This is a genomic window from Neokomagataea thailandica NBRC 106555 (assembly GCF_001598495.1).
GTDB lineage: Bacteria > Pseudomonadota > Alphaproteobacteria > Acetobacterales > Acetobacteraceae > Gluconobacter > Gluconobacter thailandicus_A.
Genome location: NZ_BCZB01000022.1, coordinates 20,265 through 34,617, shown reverse-complemented (window position 1 = coordinate 34,617; position 14,353 = coordinate 20,265). Strand labels below are relative to the sequence as shown.

At 56.8% G+C, this 14,353-nt stretch carries 17 protein-coding genes; 9 read left to right on the top strand and 8 right to left on the bottom strand.

The genetic code is table 11. The features are described from left to right. Positions 1 to 9: 9 nt before the first annotated feature. From NTH01S_RS08455 to aat, 6 genes are all read right to left on the bottom strand, one after another. Positions 10 to 3,252, bottom strand: coding sequence for a YhdP family protein (locus NTH01S_RS08455; protein WP_068172383.1), 3,243 nt, complete (start codon positions 3,250 to 3,252; stop codon positions 10 to 12). Between the two features lie 103 nt (positions 3,253 to 3,355). Beyond that, positions 3,356 to 3,832: a thioredoxin-dependent thiol peroxidase gene (gene bcp / locus NTH01S_RS08450; protein WP_068172378.1), complete on the bottom strand. Its 477-nt coding sequence runs from the start codon at positions 3,830 to 3,832 to the stop codon at positions 3,356 to 3,358. A 56-nt stretch (positions 3,833 to 3,888) separates the two neighbouring features. Then, positions 3,889 to 4,317: a hypothetical protein gene (locus NTH01S_RS11965; RefSeq protein WP_068172425.1), complete on the bottom strand. Its 429-nt coding sequence runs from the start codon at positions 4,315 to 4,317 to the stop codon at positions 3,889 to 3,891. Between the two features lie 204 nt (positions 4,318 to 4,521). Continuing rightward, positions 4,522 to 5,121: a hypothetical protein gene (locus tag NTH01S_RS08440; protein WP_245642297.1), complete on the bottom strand. Its 600-nt coding sequence runs from the start codon at positions 5,119 to 5,121 to the stop codon at positions 4,522 to 4,524. Continuing rightward, complete coding sequence (locus NTH01S_RS08435; protein ID WP_157070920.1) at positions 5,118 to 5,963, bottom strand: hypothetical protein; 846 nt, start codon at positions 5,961 to 5,963, stop codon at positions 5,118 to 5,120. The genes NTH01S_RS08440 and NTH01S_RS08435 overlap by 4 nt, the downstream gene beginning before the upstream one ends. Then, positions 5,960 to 6,637, bottom strand: coding sequence for a leucyl/phenylalanyl-tRNA--protein transferase (aat, locus tag NTH01S_RS08430; RefSeq protein WP_068172375.1), 678 nt, complete (start codon positions 6,635 to 6,637; stop codon positions 5,960 to 5,962). The genes NTH01S_RS08435 and aat overlap by 4 nt, the downstream gene beginning before the upstream one ends. 35 nt (positions 6,638 to 6,672) lie before the next feature. On the opposite strand from aat, the gene NTH01S_RS11780 reads away from it, so the two are divergent. Next, the gene (locus tag NTH01S_RS11780; protein WP_157070919.1) at positions 6,673 to 6,909 is read left to right on the top strand and encodes a hypothetical protein; all 237 of its coding nucleotides are present in this window, start codon (positions 6,673 to 6,675) and stop codon (positions 6,907 to 6,909) included. A 32-nt stretch (positions 6,910 to 6,941) separates the two neighbouring features. Here the strand turns inward: NTH01S_RS11780 and NTH01S_RS08425 are convergent, their stop codons facing one another. After that, on the bottom strand, positions 6,942 to 7,778 hold the full coding sequence (locus tag NTH01S_RS08425; protein WP_068172371.1) for an EcsC family protein: 837 nt from the start codon (positions 7,776 to 7,778) through the stop codon (positions 6,942 to 6,944). A 115-nt stretch (positions 7,779 to 7,893) separates the two neighbouring features. On the opposite strand from NTH01S_RS08425, the gene NTH01S_RS08420 reads away from it, so the two are divergent. After that, positions 7,894 to 8,433, top strand: a complete 540-nt coding sequence (locus NTH01S_RS08420) for a hypothetical protein (protein ID WP_245642295.1) — start codon at positions 7,894 to 7,896, stop codon at positions 8,431 to 8,433. Between the two features lie 42 nt (positions 8,434 to 8,475). On the opposite strand, the gene NTH01S_RS08415 is transcribed toward NTH01S_RS08420, so the two are convergent. Next, positions 8,476 to 8,895, bottom strand: coding sequence for an EVE domain-containing protein (locus tag NTH01S_RS08415; protein WP_068172413.1), 420 nt, complete (start codon positions 8,893 to 8,895; stop codon positions 8,476 to 8,478). A 149-nt stretch (positions 8,896 to 9,044) separates the two neighbouring features. Between NTH01S_RS08415 and NTH01S_RS08410 the strand changes: the two genes are divergently transcribed. From NTH01S_RS08410 to ccmI, 7 genes are read left to right on the top strand one after another with little or no spacing between them, the layout of a single operon-like run. Beyond that, the gene (locus tag NTH01S_RS08410) at positions 9,045 to 9,866 is read left to right on the top strand and encodes a heme ABC transporter permease (RefSeq protein WP_068172368.1); all 822 of its coding nucleotides are present in this window, start codon (positions 9,045 to 9,047) and stop codon (positions 9,864 to 9,866) included. Beyond that, positions 9,863 to 10,048 carry a hypothetical protein gene (locus tag NTH01S_RS08405; protein ID WP_068172364.1) on the top strand — a complete coding sequence of 62 codons (186 nt, stop codon included), beginning with the start codon at positions 9,863 to 9,865 and terminating at the stop codon, positions 10,046 to 10,048. The genes NTH01S_RS08410 and NTH01S_RS08405 overlap by 4 nt, the downstream gene beginning before the upstream one ends. Further along, positions 10,045 to 10,572: a cytochrome c maturation protein CcmE gene (ccmE, locus tag NTH01S_RS08400; protein WP_068172361.1), complete on the top strand. Its 528-nt coding sequence runs from the start codon at positions 10,045 to 10,047 to the stop codon at positions 10,570 to 10,572. The genes NTH01S_RS08405 and ccmE overlap by 4 nt, the downstream gene beginning before the upstream one ends. A gap of 6 nt (positions 10,573 to 10,578) precedes the next feature. Beyond that, positions 10,579 to 12,564 (top strand): heme lyase CcmF/NrfE family subunit, encoded by a 1,986-nt coding sequence (locus tag NTH01S_RS08395; protein ID WP_068172358.1) that lies wholly within the window; start codon positions 10,579 to 10,581, stop codon positions 12,562 to 12,564. Beyond that, positions 12,561 to 13,139: a redoxin domain-containing protein gene (locus NTH01S_RS08390; protein ID WP_068172356.1), complete on the top strand. Its 579-nt coding sequence runs from the start codon at positions 12,561 to 12,563 to the stop codon at positions 13,137 to 13,139. The genes NTH01S_RS08395 and NTH01S_RS08390 overlap by 4 nt, the downstream gene beginning before the upstream one ends. Beyond that, complete coding sequence (locus NTH01S_RS08385) at positions 13,136 to 13,612, top strand: cytochrome c-type biogenesis protein (RefSeq protein ID WP_068172353.1); 477 nt, start codon at positions 13,136 to 13,138, stop codon at positions 13,610 to 13,612. Before NTH01S_RS08390 ends, NTH01S_RS08385 begins: the two co-directional genes overlap by 4 nt. Then, complete coding sequence (gene ccmI / locus NTH01S_RS08380; protein WP_068172349.1) at positions 13,609 to 14,346, top strand: c-type cytochrome biogenesis protein CcmI; 738 nt, start codon at positions 13,609 to 13,611, stop codon at positions 14,344 to 14,346. The genes NTH01S_RS08385 and ccmI overlap by 4 nt, the downstream gene beginning before the upstream one ends. Positions 14,347 to 14,353: the final 7 nt, after the last annotated feature.

Here is a 14,353-nt window from a genome sequence, read left to right as displayed (position 1 = left end):
GATAAGCCCCTAATGCACCAACGTACGCAGTGCCCCCGGCAACAACATCGAGAACGGATTAATCGTCAGAGCCGGGTCCGATAAATGCCCACGCACACGAAAAGTCGCCGCCAGTAAACCGCCATTTTTCTCCGGGCTTAACAGCCGCCCAACCCCCGGCAAGTGCCCGGGCAGCGCATTCAATCCAAACAAAGGAACAATCGTTCCATCCAACATTAAAGCCATATCATTAACACCGATCTGCCCCTCAAGCGTCGCTCCCAGCGCCGTATTGCCAATCGCCCCATCACGCAGCATGACCTGCCCATCTGAAAGCGCGAGACTGCTGGTAAAACGCTGAATCGTAAACCGATCCACACGCGTACTCGCCCAATGCAACGGCGAGAGATCTGACGCGACTGTAACCCCTAAAGGCGGCTTCAGAACATCAAACGCACCTACGTCCACATGCCCAGTAAAAGGCGGCAACCCAAGCCCCACCCCCGCACTGCCGAACACACGATCACCGTTCTTAAAACGCCCATCTAAATGGGTTACACCACCGCTAATCCGGTCAAATAACCCAAGGCCACTCAATAACGCGCCCAGATTATCAATATCCAAAACCAAAGGCTGCTCCGTCCCAGCATCTGCTAGAACACCACGCACGCGGCTTGGCGTTTCCATCGCAAAACGTGCAGACCGTAACTGCCCATCTCGCAACTCCATCTGTGCCTTAACCCCCGAGAGCATGCCACGCGCACTGTAATAAACATGCGGCGCGTCGAGCACGACTGACCACCCATCATGCGTTACTGGCTGCGCTGTACACTTTATACACTCCGCATGATGCTCAGAACGATCATTCAGCCGTGTTAAAAGAGGCATAATATCCAAAGGATCCGCATGCACATGCACGCGCATTGGCGCCCCCCCCTCTGGGAAATCCACCTGAGCATCCCCCAAACTCCGCCCTACGCGGAAACCTTCCAGAACCACGCGATTCACACGCCCATGATCCGTAAAAGCGCGCCCGGCCACATCCAAGCCCTGCCCATGCGCCTGCAACCCGTCCAGCGCCGTCATTTCGTTCCCGGAAAGCACCATATGCGCGGAAACCTGCGCATCCTCCCCCACAGGTTTCGACCACATAGGCAAATCCACCGTCGCAGATGCCAAATCCAGCCCCAAGCGTATATCCGCCTGATGATCAGCCGTCTGAACATAATGCGCCTGAAGAGCAGACTGCCCCGCAACAAAACCGGGAATATTCACGCCAGCTTGCACGGCTTGTTGTGGAGTAAACAACGCATGTGCCGTGATGTCTTGCATCACACTTTGCGCCCCTGCTGCCCGAAAGACTTCCAGCACTTGCGCTTGCACCGGCACCCCAGAAAGACGGCCGGCACCATGAAGCGTCAAGCGGTTTTCATCAGCCTGTAAAGTACCTTCCGCCCCATCCAAACGCCGCCCCAAAAGTACATTGCCTAATGCAACATCACGGAAAGACGCCTGCACCCCAACATGCATTGCGTCATCTCGCACATTTGGCAGCAACGGCATCGTCAACGTCAGGTGACCATCCATCGCACCCGCATATTCCGTAAACGGCAGAGGATGTTTTGCTAAAAGATGCAAACGCGGGTGCGACAAAATATTCTGCACCCCTGCGACCGGCCCAGCCACATGCACAGCAATGGTGGCTGGTGGCCCCCGATCATAGAGATGCTCAATCCGCACCACACCATCTGGGATTGTTACCACACCGGCAGACGTCCCTTGCTGCCCATGGGCGACATCAATCACCAATGTCTCTGGCCCATCAAAATGCAACTCAGCTGCCACATGCTCCGCCGGAGGAACCGGCCGCAGCCAATTCACGGTCACATCATCGGCCGTAAAATGACCATCCATCACCGTCGGGCGCAAACCATCCACACCATGATCCGAATGAACATGAGACACCAACGTCAACGCATGACCCTGACCATACGTTAGGTTACGTGTCACCCATTGCCGCGCGCCCTTGATAAAGCGTAAAGGCCAAATCGTCCTAAGATGCTCTAAATCGAGCGCATCAATCTGCGCATGTGCTTGCCCATCCAGATGCACCGGGTCGCGCACATTATCCGCAGTCACCTCACCCGCCGCCGTCACATGCGTGACATGACCGGCGCTATCTTGCACCACGATAGAAGCATCCGTGATGTCGGCTTTAACCCCCCCTGAAAAACCGGGTTTATCCATAGCCAGAACAAGGTGCGCTCCTCCATTCACCACATGAATGGGATCCCCCTGAACCTGCTCTACTTGCCCATCACCCAACTGTACGGCCAGCGCCAAATGGGCGGGGCGCGCCTCAAAGCCGCGTGATACTAAAAGCGCATCACCTTCCAAAGAAACAGGAAGTTTCCATTGCCCAGCTAACGGAAGCAGTGACCCAAGGGCTGATGGCGCAATAGGCGTCATTGCAAAATGCCACGCCCCCATCTGCCCCTTTTCTACTCCCTCCGCATGAAAATCTGAGCTGACATCGCCCACATGCAAGGTACTTGCCCAACGCCCAACCCATGCACAGCCACCACCAGATAAGGCACGGCAAATACCATGTGCTTCAACCGGCCCCAATACCACCATCTGCCCCGGCAATAACCCCGCCACCGACACGGTGACATCATGAATATCCAACACCCCCAGGCGATCTAACTGCGTCGGCACACCTCGGCCAGAATGACCCTGCTGGGGTAAATCTAACTCCAAAGCCCCACCCGGCATGGAGCGCAGGGCAATATGCGTTTGCTGTAACCGCAGCCGTCGCGGCGCAATAACCCCATGCAAGAGCGGTGCCAGAGAGAGAACCGTATCAACCTCACCCGCACTTTCAGCAACGCGCCCATCAAGCCCCCGTACAGTCAGGCCATGTGCTTCCAGCATAATACCTGCGGGCACACCATCACGCGTCGGCTGCCACTGAAGGAATAACCGCTCCCACGCCAATTGCCCCGCTGGATGCCCCGGTACACGCCCCCCCACGACAGGCACCGGCCCCAACAGATGCGAAACCCGCGTTACCTCTAATGGCCCATGCGCTAAGCGCCACGCCAATACAGCGCCAACCACGGCACAGACCGCACATGGCAAAATCAGCGCAAGGCAGACCCAGCGCGCCACATGCCAATGACGAGGCAAATGCACACCACCGCGAAAGCGGCGGCCATGCTCTATAAGATCGTGATAATAAGAGTGCGCCGCATGTCTGTGACGGGAGGACATGTTCAAAAAATCCGGGCACCCCGGTTCCCTAGGTTCAACGTCAGAAACAGCCTAGCGAGAACCCTTCAAACCAAAACGCCAGACACTCAAACACGATCAGCGCTTACGAAAGCTGCGCCAAAGCCTCTGTCACCAAGCGCACATGATCCGCTGGCTTCACTTTGCGCCAGATAAAGCGGATCACACCGGCCCTGTCCACCAAGAAAGAGCTACGCTCCATCCCCATATATTTACGCCCATACATGGATTTCTCCACCCATGTGCCATAGGCCTCAGCAACAGCGTGATCTTCGTCAGACGCTAACGGGAAACCCAGCGTGTATTTCGTATCAAATTTCTGAATTTTCGTGATTGGATCAGGGCTGACCCCAATAATGGTCACACCCAAAGCGGCTAAGCTGTCTTTACTATCGCGGATCGCACATGCCTGCGTCGTACAGCCCGGCGTATCGGCCTTCGGGTAAAAATACAAAAGATAAGGCTGCCCAGCGAGGTCAGCGTTTTGCAACACGCGCCCATCAGCCAAAGACAAAGAGACAGAAGGTGCAAGATCACCCGGTTTCAGCACAGTATCAGTCATACGCTACCATTGCCTGAGCGCCCCTTCCCAAGCAAGGAAAAGGCGCCCTAAAATCATCAATAACCCCGATACATCACAACCGGCGGCGCGCCATACACAACCGTTGGCGGTGCTGCATACACCACAGGCGGCGGAGGCGGCCCATAAATGACAGGTGGTGGCGCATACACGACGGGCGGAGCCGGAGGACCGTACATCACAGGAGGCGGCCCCTGATGGCTCAGTATTGCCCCACCCACAGCACCGACAGCCAACCCACCCAAAATGCCGCCAATCACCGCACCCGTGTTGTTATGATGATGCCAGCCGCCACCACCCATTGGCGGACCACCGCCCCAACCGGGGCCACGCCCACCCCAGCCGGAAGGGCCACCACCCCAGCCACCATGTGCATGAGCTTGCGTCACACCCATTCCCGGAGCGACAACACCCGACAGAGCTAAAACAGAAACAGCAGCCACTGCAGCACGTGCAAAACGACGCATGGCCATTCTCCTTGTTATCCTGAGCACAAACCACCGCCAGCAATACTGGCGCCGCTTGGCCCGACCGGACATCACTCTGCTGATGCCCCTCCTAATTTTGAGGAGACTGCACCCCGATCATGGCGGAAAAAGACACAGATCATGGCAAGAACGGAAGAAATTGTAACACCCCTCCATGCCTTACCAAACACCCTGCACGCAGCATTATTGATCTTGCCGATGATACCCTAATGGCGGATCAAAAAGAGCCGTATCCTGTACTTTACGCTCCACGCGATGCGCCTGAACAACCAAGCGCCCACCCTGCGTCGCGCCCAGCAACAAACCATCTGTCGTGTAACAGAAATCCGTCGGCTGCTTCACGTTATCGCCACTTTCCCACACGGTACACGCTTGGCCCGCAATCATTGCTGGCCCAATCTGGTGCCATACACCCGGCGCAGATACGCCCGGTGGCGTAAAAGAACTGCCGGGAGCCGGTACAACCGTCGCGCTATGATCTGCCGTGTTCAGCACCATCAAACGGTGATTCCGGTAATCGGTCAGCATCACCGTGGCCGAACCTTCCAACTCAACACGCTGACGCCACAAAGCCGCACTCCAACGCATCCGCTGGTGCAGTTTTGCTCCATTGGGGCCGTTCATGACGTAATCAATATCCGCATCAACACTGGGCGTCACATACGGTGCAGAAAGTGGGCTAACACTTTGCCCTTCTGTCCCTGCATCTTGCGCCACGACCTGCCCAACCAGACCACACCACAAAACACCACAAGCCAACCAAGACTTCACCGACAATGTCACTGCCCGCCCCCCACACTCGGCGAAGGCCCCCCCTCAGGCGCACTCCCCGAAAGACTTGGTGGCTGATCCGGCTGAGAAACCGTCCCATCCGTGACAGAATCATTCGACACCGGCGGCTCCCCACCCTCTACATTAGGCACCACTGTGCCATTACCATCCACCAAAGGCGCAGAAGGCGGCGGTGCCACCGCGGATGACGTGCCCGGTGCATGGGGCTTAGCAGACAAACGATGGAAACCGTCCGGCGGCGCAAAGGTCGCGCTTGGAAGGTCCTTATACGTTACAGAGACAGCACGAATAGACCCTTCCGCACCATCCGCATCCACACCATTTTCTGAAAGGATAACGCCATCATCCGTCACGCATGCTTGCGCCTTGCCATGCGTGTTCGATACGTCCCAGCTCACACACGGCACCCCTGCAATCACATCGTGGCCCGTGCGCGTATAGGTCATCGAAAGATCAAGCAAAAACGGATTATGCAGCCCCTGCTTCGCGTGCAGTTGCGTATAAAGATGCTGCTCCAGCATAATCAACGTGACCACATTATGCGGACGATCCAAAATCGTCACACCCTGCCCATCAGCAGAATCAATACGCACCAAGTCGCCCGAGCCTGAAAAGGCAACTTTCACATCCTTACCGGCCCCCACCGCGCCTACCGTCTGTGGCGAAAGGCGGTATACCACCGTCACATCACGCATCGGTGCCAAGCGCGGATGATCTCCATCCGTCGCAGCAAGGGCTTGCCCCGCGCCTAACCCCCCAATAACAGCCGCACACACACCACGACGCAATGCCTGCGGTGCCGTTCGCTTCAATCGGTCTAGAGCTGCTTTCATGAACGTATCCCTTCCGAAGGATGAAGTCTCTCGATCTCTGACCGCAGCGCAGCCAATGAAAAATTCTCAGGCCAAACAGCCTCAACCGGCAAGGCTTTTTCCAACAGCGCACGATAACGCTGCCCAGAAATACCAACCCCACCCAAACGCATCAAATGCGGCGTTGTATACTGCGTATCCAACAAGCAAAATCCGCCATGCCTTAACCCGGCAACCAAATGCACCAACGCAATCTTCGAAACATCACGCACACGTGAGAACATACTCTCACCACAAAACACACCGCCGAGAGACACACCGTACAAACCACCAACCAGCGCCTCACCGTCCCATACTTCAACTGAATGGGCATGCCCCAAAGCGAAGAGCGCTTCATAAAGATGCTGCAAGCGTTCGCTAATCCATGTTTCTTCACGGCCGGGTGCAGGCTCCGCACAGGCCCTGATCACCGCTTGAAAATCACGGTCTGCCGTTACGGTAAAAGCCCCGGAACGAACGGTTCGCATCAATCGCCGCGGTATCGTCATCCCATCCAACGGGATAACGCCACGCTCCTCCGGGCTGTACCACGACAACTCAAGACTTTCCCGGTCTGGAGCCATGGGAAACACACCCGCAGCATAAGCTTGCAGCAGCATATCCGGCGTCAAACGCTCCAACAGCGTTTCAATCATGCGTCGCCATACTCCTGGAATCGTGCGCTAGCACCATGAACACGGCATATGATACGCATCATGCGTGGTTTCCACCCTCCCCACATCACAACTATGGAGCCTACACGATGCCGCTCGCCTTTGTGTATCTATCCGGCGCACTGATCACCGCCATTATGAGCGTCCTCCAACCGGACGCTGCCCCCCTTATGTTCCTGCTCGGAAAATTCATGCTGGCAGGTTTTTTCGTCTCCGCACTCTTTGAGATCAGAAAACTCAGCCGAACGTCCTAACCCCCAGAACATTCGGCTCAAACCAGAGTGTTCTAAAAGGCTTCAGAAGAATCCGGGCCTGCCGCGTGCAAATCCACCGCGGCCTCATGCACAGCACGACCATGCTTCCGCTCAAGACGGCGAATGGTAAAATGCGCACGTGCCAACGCACGATAATGTGACAAGAACGCCGCATTCAAAGACGCACCACACAAAGCCCCCGCAACCGGCACCATCTGCAATGCAAATTTGCGTGACAGCCCAATGCCATAATGCGCCGCGACTTCAGACATCAACATGACAATCGGGCGGCCACGCAACAACGCGCGCGCAGAGAAGAAACCAAGCTCCCCCTCCTCACCACTATTGCGCGATGGGAAACTCCGCAGTGCAAACACTTCTAAACACGCATGGCGCGTGTCTTCTGATGTCAGGTCTTCGCCTTCTTCACGCGCAATCCGCGCAATCTCGCGCATGATCGTCAGTGTGGTTACGCCAATATCAGGCGCTAACCCGAACACACCGCCAAAGCCGCCCAGCGCACCAGAAACGGCAACCACGGCTTGGCTCGCATTCTCACGCCACACAGAGGGCGTGACCTCGCCCTCCTTAACCATCCCAACAATCGCGACGTCAAAAGCATGCCGCAACGCTTTCTCGGCAGTTTGTTCGATTCGCTGCTGAACAGCAGGCGCCATCCCTAGGCCACGCATACCAAGACGCGTCACCTGCCCCACGGCACCGCCCATCAAGTCAGCTAAGCGCACAAGAGTCCCACGCCCTTGTTCAACCCGCGCCAATACAGCTTGTAATTGGGCTAATGCCTCACCATCCAGCGCCCGCGAGACGAATTCGCTAGACGGAAGCTGTGCGCCATTCGTTACAGTCATGACGGTCAAAACTCCTGTTTATTGGACGGGAAACCGTTTAGTGGATAGCAGGTTTCATACAGTATTGGGAAACTTGGCAATCAAGCTCAATAATCCCGCAGTGAAGGACGGCAGCATGACCATCGCTTTTTACAGGGACGCTCCCTCAAATATACGGGCTGCTGTTCTCAAAAAACTCCGTGCAACCGCCCTTCTGTTCAGTATGGCCCCATGCCTTGCTTACGCCGCACACACACATCATGCTGGCAATACAAGCACCCTACCGCAGATTCCCCCCAGCGCTGCGCATATGCTGAACAATAGCCCAGCAAAACCCCTCACACCGGCACAGCAAGTCGCCCTGCCGGATGGCGGCGCCCCACCCCCACCCCATGGCTACACAGAAGTGGAAGACACAGAGGCAACGTTGAGCAATTTCAGCGCACAAGCCCGCACCCACGCACCACTCGGCCTACCCGGCGGCAACGCACAGCAGCGCACAAATGGCCCCAATAATCTGCCCTCTCATTTCAGTATCTTCGGCATGCCCGTAAAATTTAACGCGCCTGTCATCGCCCCTTATCAGAGCGACCGCACACCCAGCAGCTATGCCGGCCAGACCACCAAAGGTTCTACAGACCTCCTCGTAAATGGTGATTCATCCGACATTCACTAACCAAACACACTGGAACGAGGCTAGCCTCGTTCCAGTGATACCTTATCTGTTGCCGTGCCAAGCCCCCAAACGGGTCAAATACGCAAACTCATCATCCGTTACCGGCGCGACGGACAAACGAGACTGCTTCAGCAGCGCCATATCCACCAAAGCAGGGTCGGATTTAATCGCCGCGAGCGTCACCGGCTCTGAAAAAGCGCCTTTAGCCTGCACGTCCACACAGACCCAACGCGCATCATCCGTCGTAGGGTCCGCATAAGCTTCTTTCACCACCTCAACGACACCAACAATCTGCTTTTCACTCACAGAGTGATAAAATAACGCCAAATCACCACAGCGCATCGCAGAGAGATTATTACGCGCTTGGTAGTTACGCACCCCCGTCCATGGCTCGACATCATTCTCAACTTGCTGTGCCCATGAAAACGCTTCAGGCTCAGACTTAATCAACCAATAAGCCACTGCATCGTTCTCCTTCATGAAGCCTCTGACATAACCTGCCACCGCCGATCACGGATTTTGTGATAACAGTCATAGGAAGAAAGAGACAGCACACCTCTTCCCGCAAAAACCGGTAACGACTATCTGGAACAAGCCCTAGCGCAACGGAGATGAGAGAAACAGTGCGAACAACGCCCAGCTTACTGCATCGCTATGCCAATCCCGGCCAATTCTTACGCTTGGCCCGTATTGTCCTTCCGATCTTCACAGCCCTCGCACTCATCTTTTTGACCGTCGGCGTGATCTGGGGGCTTATTTACGCTCCAGCCGATTGGCAGCAGGGCGATACTGTTCGGATTATGTATATTCACGTCCCAACAGCGTGGCTGGCCTCATCCTGTTATCTCAGCCTGGCTATCTGCGGGTTGCTATCCCTCGTCTGGCGGCACCCATTAGCCGACCTTGCCGCCCTTGAGATCGGTCCCGTCGGCGCGTGCGCAACAGCACTTTGCCTCATCACTGGCTCATTATGGGGCAAACCCATGTGGGGAGCATGGTGGGTTTGGGATGCACGCCTGACCTCCATGCTTGTGCTGTTCTTCCTCTATCTTGGGCATATCACGCTCATTCGTGCGTTTGATGACCCCGCCCGTGGACAACGCGCGGCAGGTATCCTCGCCCTTGCTGGCGCCATTGATCTGCCGATTATCAAATTCAGCGTCCAATGGTGGAACACCCTGCATCAGCCGGACAGCATCACCCTCACCGGCGCCCCCACCATGTCCATGAGCATGCTCTGGCCTTTGCTCATCACCACGATCGGCTTTAGCTTCGGCACTGGGGCGGTCATCATTGCCCGTATTAGCTCTGGCATTTTTGAGAGCCGCACCCGGCAAATTCTCACCCGCTCGCGCAATCGTACAGCATCCATCTCCACTCCTCACACTGCACCAGCGCACGCCACCGAACTGCCAGAGGCCCCACCCCTATGATAACCCTGCCGCACCACTGGGACTATATCGTCGCATCTTACGGCTTGGTCTTGGGCACCGCGCTTTTCCTCGGCGTATCGGCCACGTTGCGTTTACGCCGTGCCCGCGCACGTCTGGCCCAGCTTGACCACCGACGCTCCCCCGCCGCCACACGCACCACCACACAGGAGGAAGCATCGTGACACGCAAAACACGCCGCCTCTGGCTGGTCATCAGTTGCCTTGCCTGCTTGGGGCTTGCTGCTGGCCTAACGCTCCGCGCTTTCTCCTCCAATATCGTGTTTTTCATGGCACCATCACAGGTTCGAGCGCACCCACCAAGCCCAGACCGCACCATCCGGCTTGGTGGTATGGTCGTAGCGGGATCACTGCACCGGATTGTGGTACACAATACACCCGTCAATGAATTCCAAATTACCGATGGCCAGGCCGCCATCACCGTGAGCTATGCTGGCATCCTGCCTGACCTCTTCCGTGAGGGACAAAGTGTGGTCGCCCTTGGCACCGTAGAGCGTGGTGGAGCCTTCACCGCCAGCGAAGTCCTCGCCAAGCATGATGAAACCTATATGCCCAAAGAAGTGGCTGAAGAACTGCGCCGCACAGGGAAATGGGATCCACGCTTTGGCAAAGCGCCAGATGCGGCAAGTTGGAACACGATGACCTCCTCCGAGGATTCCTCCCACAAAAATACAAAAACGGGAGGTTAACGACCCATGTTTTTTGGACCTGAAGAAGGGCACTTTGCCCTCGCCCTTGGCTGCGTCTTAGCCGTTTTCCAATGCGCTATACCGCTCTGGGCGGCTCATAGCGCCAAACATCAACGCTTGGTCGCACTGGCACCAGCTTTAGCCGTTGGCCAACTTATTGCGCTCAGCCTCTCTTTTCTCAGCCTGATTTTATGCGCCGTACACGATGATTTTTCCGTCCAAAACGTCGCAGCAAACTCCGCCATTGCCAAACCCCTCCTGTATAAAATCACCGGCGTTTGGGGCAGCCACGAAGGCTCCGTCCTCCTCTGGACCTTAATTTTGGCCCTGTGCGGTGGTGCTGTGTCTCTCTTTGGGCGCAACCTCCCCGATATTTTACGCGGCCGTGTCCTTGCCATTCTTGGCGGTGTGTCTGCTGGTTTTCAGCTTTTCTGCCTGCTGACCTCAGACCCCTTTGAGCGGCTATACCCCGCGCCTATGGACGGGCAAGGCATGAACCCCTTGCTGCAAGACCCTGGCCTCGCCTTTCATCCACCCATTCTCTACACGGGTTATGTCGGCTTTGCTGTGCCGTTTGCTTTCGCCGTCGCCGCCCTTATTGAAGGCCGCGTTGACGCCGCATGGGGTCGCTGGGTGCGCCCTTGGGCCGTCGCGGCTTGGGCCTTCCTCACCTGTGGCATCGCACTCGGTTCATGGTGGTCTTACTACGTCCTCGGCTGGGGCGGATATTGGTTCTGGGACCCGGTGGAAAACGCTTCCCTTATCCCGTGGCTCACGGGAACGGCCCTCGTACATTCCGCCATCGTGGTGGAAAAGCGAGAAGGCCTAAAGATCTGGACGGTATTGCTCGCCATCGCCACCTTCTCCTTCTCACTCTCCGGCACCTTCCTCGTCCGGTCCGGTATCCTGAATTCCGTGCATGCCTTTGCCAATGACCCCGCACGCGGCGTGTTCATTTTGGCACTTTTAGCCATCGTCATTGGTGGTTCACTCAGCCTGTTCGCATGGCGTGCCCCCTCCCTCACGGCGGGCGGCTTGTTTGCTCCCGTCTCCCGTGAGGGCGCCTTGGTGCTCAATAATATTCTGCTCTGCTCCATCTGTGCCGTTGTCGTCACGGGCACAATGTACCCGCCCTTTATGCAACTCCTCGCCGGGCGGACCATCTCCGTCGGCAAACCATTTTTTGATGCAGCCACTATCCCGCTAACCCTCCCGCTCTTGCTGGCCATGGGCCTCGGCACCGCCCTACCGTGGAAACGTGCGCATCTCCCCCGTAGCTTTGCTCATTTGCGTACAGCCATTCCCCTCACCCTCGTCGGGTTAGCGCTCTGCTGGTGGCACTTCTCAGGCATTCTCCCCATCGCCTGTGGTGTTTTATCTGTTTGGGTTATCGCGGCATCCATCGCGGATATGGCGCGCCGCCTCGGCCTGCCCGGCGGCACTCTCCGTTCCGTGCTCTCACGCGCGCGCTCACTCCCACGCTCCTCATGGGGCGCTACACTGGCCCATATCGGCGCGGGTATTACGGTTCTCGGCCTGAGTGGCATGTCCAGCGCACAGCACGCCATTGTTGAAGTCCCCATCGGACATACAACCCACCTCGCCGGGGATGATTGGACCTTAACGAACATCCGCCATCTGCGCGGCCCGAATTATAATGCCCTACGAGCCGACATCACCATCAGCCATAACGGGCATGTCATCACCATTTTGCACCCTGAAAAGCGAGATTTCACCTCACAGCATCAAACCACAACCGAGGTCTCCATTCACACCAATTTCCTACGTGATCTCTACGGCGTCATCGGTGACCAACAAGGCACAGGTGCGAACACAACCTATGTCTTGCGTTTGCACAACAACACTCTCGCCCCATGGATGTGGCTCGGCGCGCTGATTATGGCTATTGGGGGTGGCCTCTCGCTGTCTGACCGCCGCCTACGCATCGGTGCCCCACGCCGCGCAACAGCCCTTGCGGAGAAAACATCATGAGCACGACATCACGGCGTAAACTCCTGACGGCTCTCCCCATTGTGGGGGCTAGCGCCTTAGGCTTCGGGTTTTGGCGGATGCTGCACGGCATGCAAAATGGCGGCTTTGACCCCCGTGCGGTCAATACACCCCAGCTTGGCCACCCAATACCTCATTTTTCCCTCCCCGGCCTTCCAGCATCCGGGGCTAACGCCGATCAAACCACCGGCTTCAATGCCTCAGAGCTACAAAGCCAGCACACACCCATTTTGCTCAATTTCTTCGCATCTTGGTGCATTCCCTGCGTGGCCGAAATGCCGGGGTTACGTATCATCGCTCAAGAGATCCCCATTTGGGGCATTGCGTATAAAGATAAACCAGAAGATGCCACGGCCTTCATCCACCGTGATGGCTCCCCTTATGCCCGCGTTGCCACCGATCAAAACGGACGTGCCGCCATTGATTGGGGCGTCACCGGCGTACCTGAAAGTTTCCTCATAGCACCGGGAGGACGCATTTTATGGCACAATGCTTCCGGCCTCACCCCCCAGCTTTTTGACGCGGAAATCCGCCCCCTTCTGGCGCCTTACCGATGAAAAAACACCTCTCCCTTCTCTGCGCCCTAACCTTCAGCATCAGCGCTGTGGGGGTAGCCTTTGCTGTTGATAGCCCGGACGAAATGCTGCCAAACCCGGCACAAGAACAACGTGCAGAAACCATTGGTGCACAGCTGCGCTGCCTCGTCTGTCAAAATGAGAGCATCGAGGATAGCAGCGCCCCCCTCGCGCGTGACCTCCGCCGCGTTGTGCGTGAACAGGTCGAAACGGGCAAAACAGACCAACAAATCATGATGTGGATGACAGACCGCTACGGCACGTTCATTCGCCTCTCCCCGCCATTGTCCATCACCACCGCCCTCCTTTGGATCATGCCGGGCCTTGCCCTTCTCAGTGGCATCGGGCTGGCATGGTGGCAGTTCCGCCATCGCAATAACGCAACACCCAGCAATGACTTAACCGAAGACGAACGCGCACGCCTCGCCATGCTTACCCGGGAGAATCAATCATGAGTTGGATCAGCTTTCTGCTCATCACCCTCATCACTTTGCTCCCTGTCATGGTCGGCCTGCGTTGGGCACAACTCCGCGTTGGCGCACGTCAATCGGCCCTCGCGTTGTATCGTGGGCAGTTAGCCGAACTTGATCGTGATAAGCACCTCGGCCTCGTCACGGGGTCTGACTATTCAGCCGCACAGCTTGAAATCCAACGCCGCCTCCTTGCTGCGGATAGCAGCACTGACAACAGTATTACCGCCTCAACCATACAAAAACGGCGGCTTCTCCCCTTCCTGCTCCTTGGAATCAGCATCCCCGTCTGCGCGGGCATTCTGTATATTTCAAACGGCCACCCAGCCTTACCACCCCAACCCCTTGCCTCCCGTGGGATTGCACCAGACCCGCACACAATGGCACTCATCCAGAAGTTACAAGCCTCAGTCGCTACCTTCCCGCCCGAAAGCCCATCTTACGTTCCGGGCCACACGCTTCTGGGGCAGGTCGAACTCCGCTCCGGCCTAACCAACGCTGCAATTGCCGATTGGCAAGCTGCACTCCAGACACAATTCTCACCAGAATTAGCCCTCAGCCTTGCCGAAGCTATGGTAAAACGCGACGGTCACATCAATCGTGATACACTCAGCCTCTATCGGCGTGCCCTTGCCGCAGCCCCACATGATGCCTCATGGCGCATGGCAGCAGAAGCACGGGTCGCTGAAGGTGAACATGACCTTGGTGAACAACAGTAAGGATACA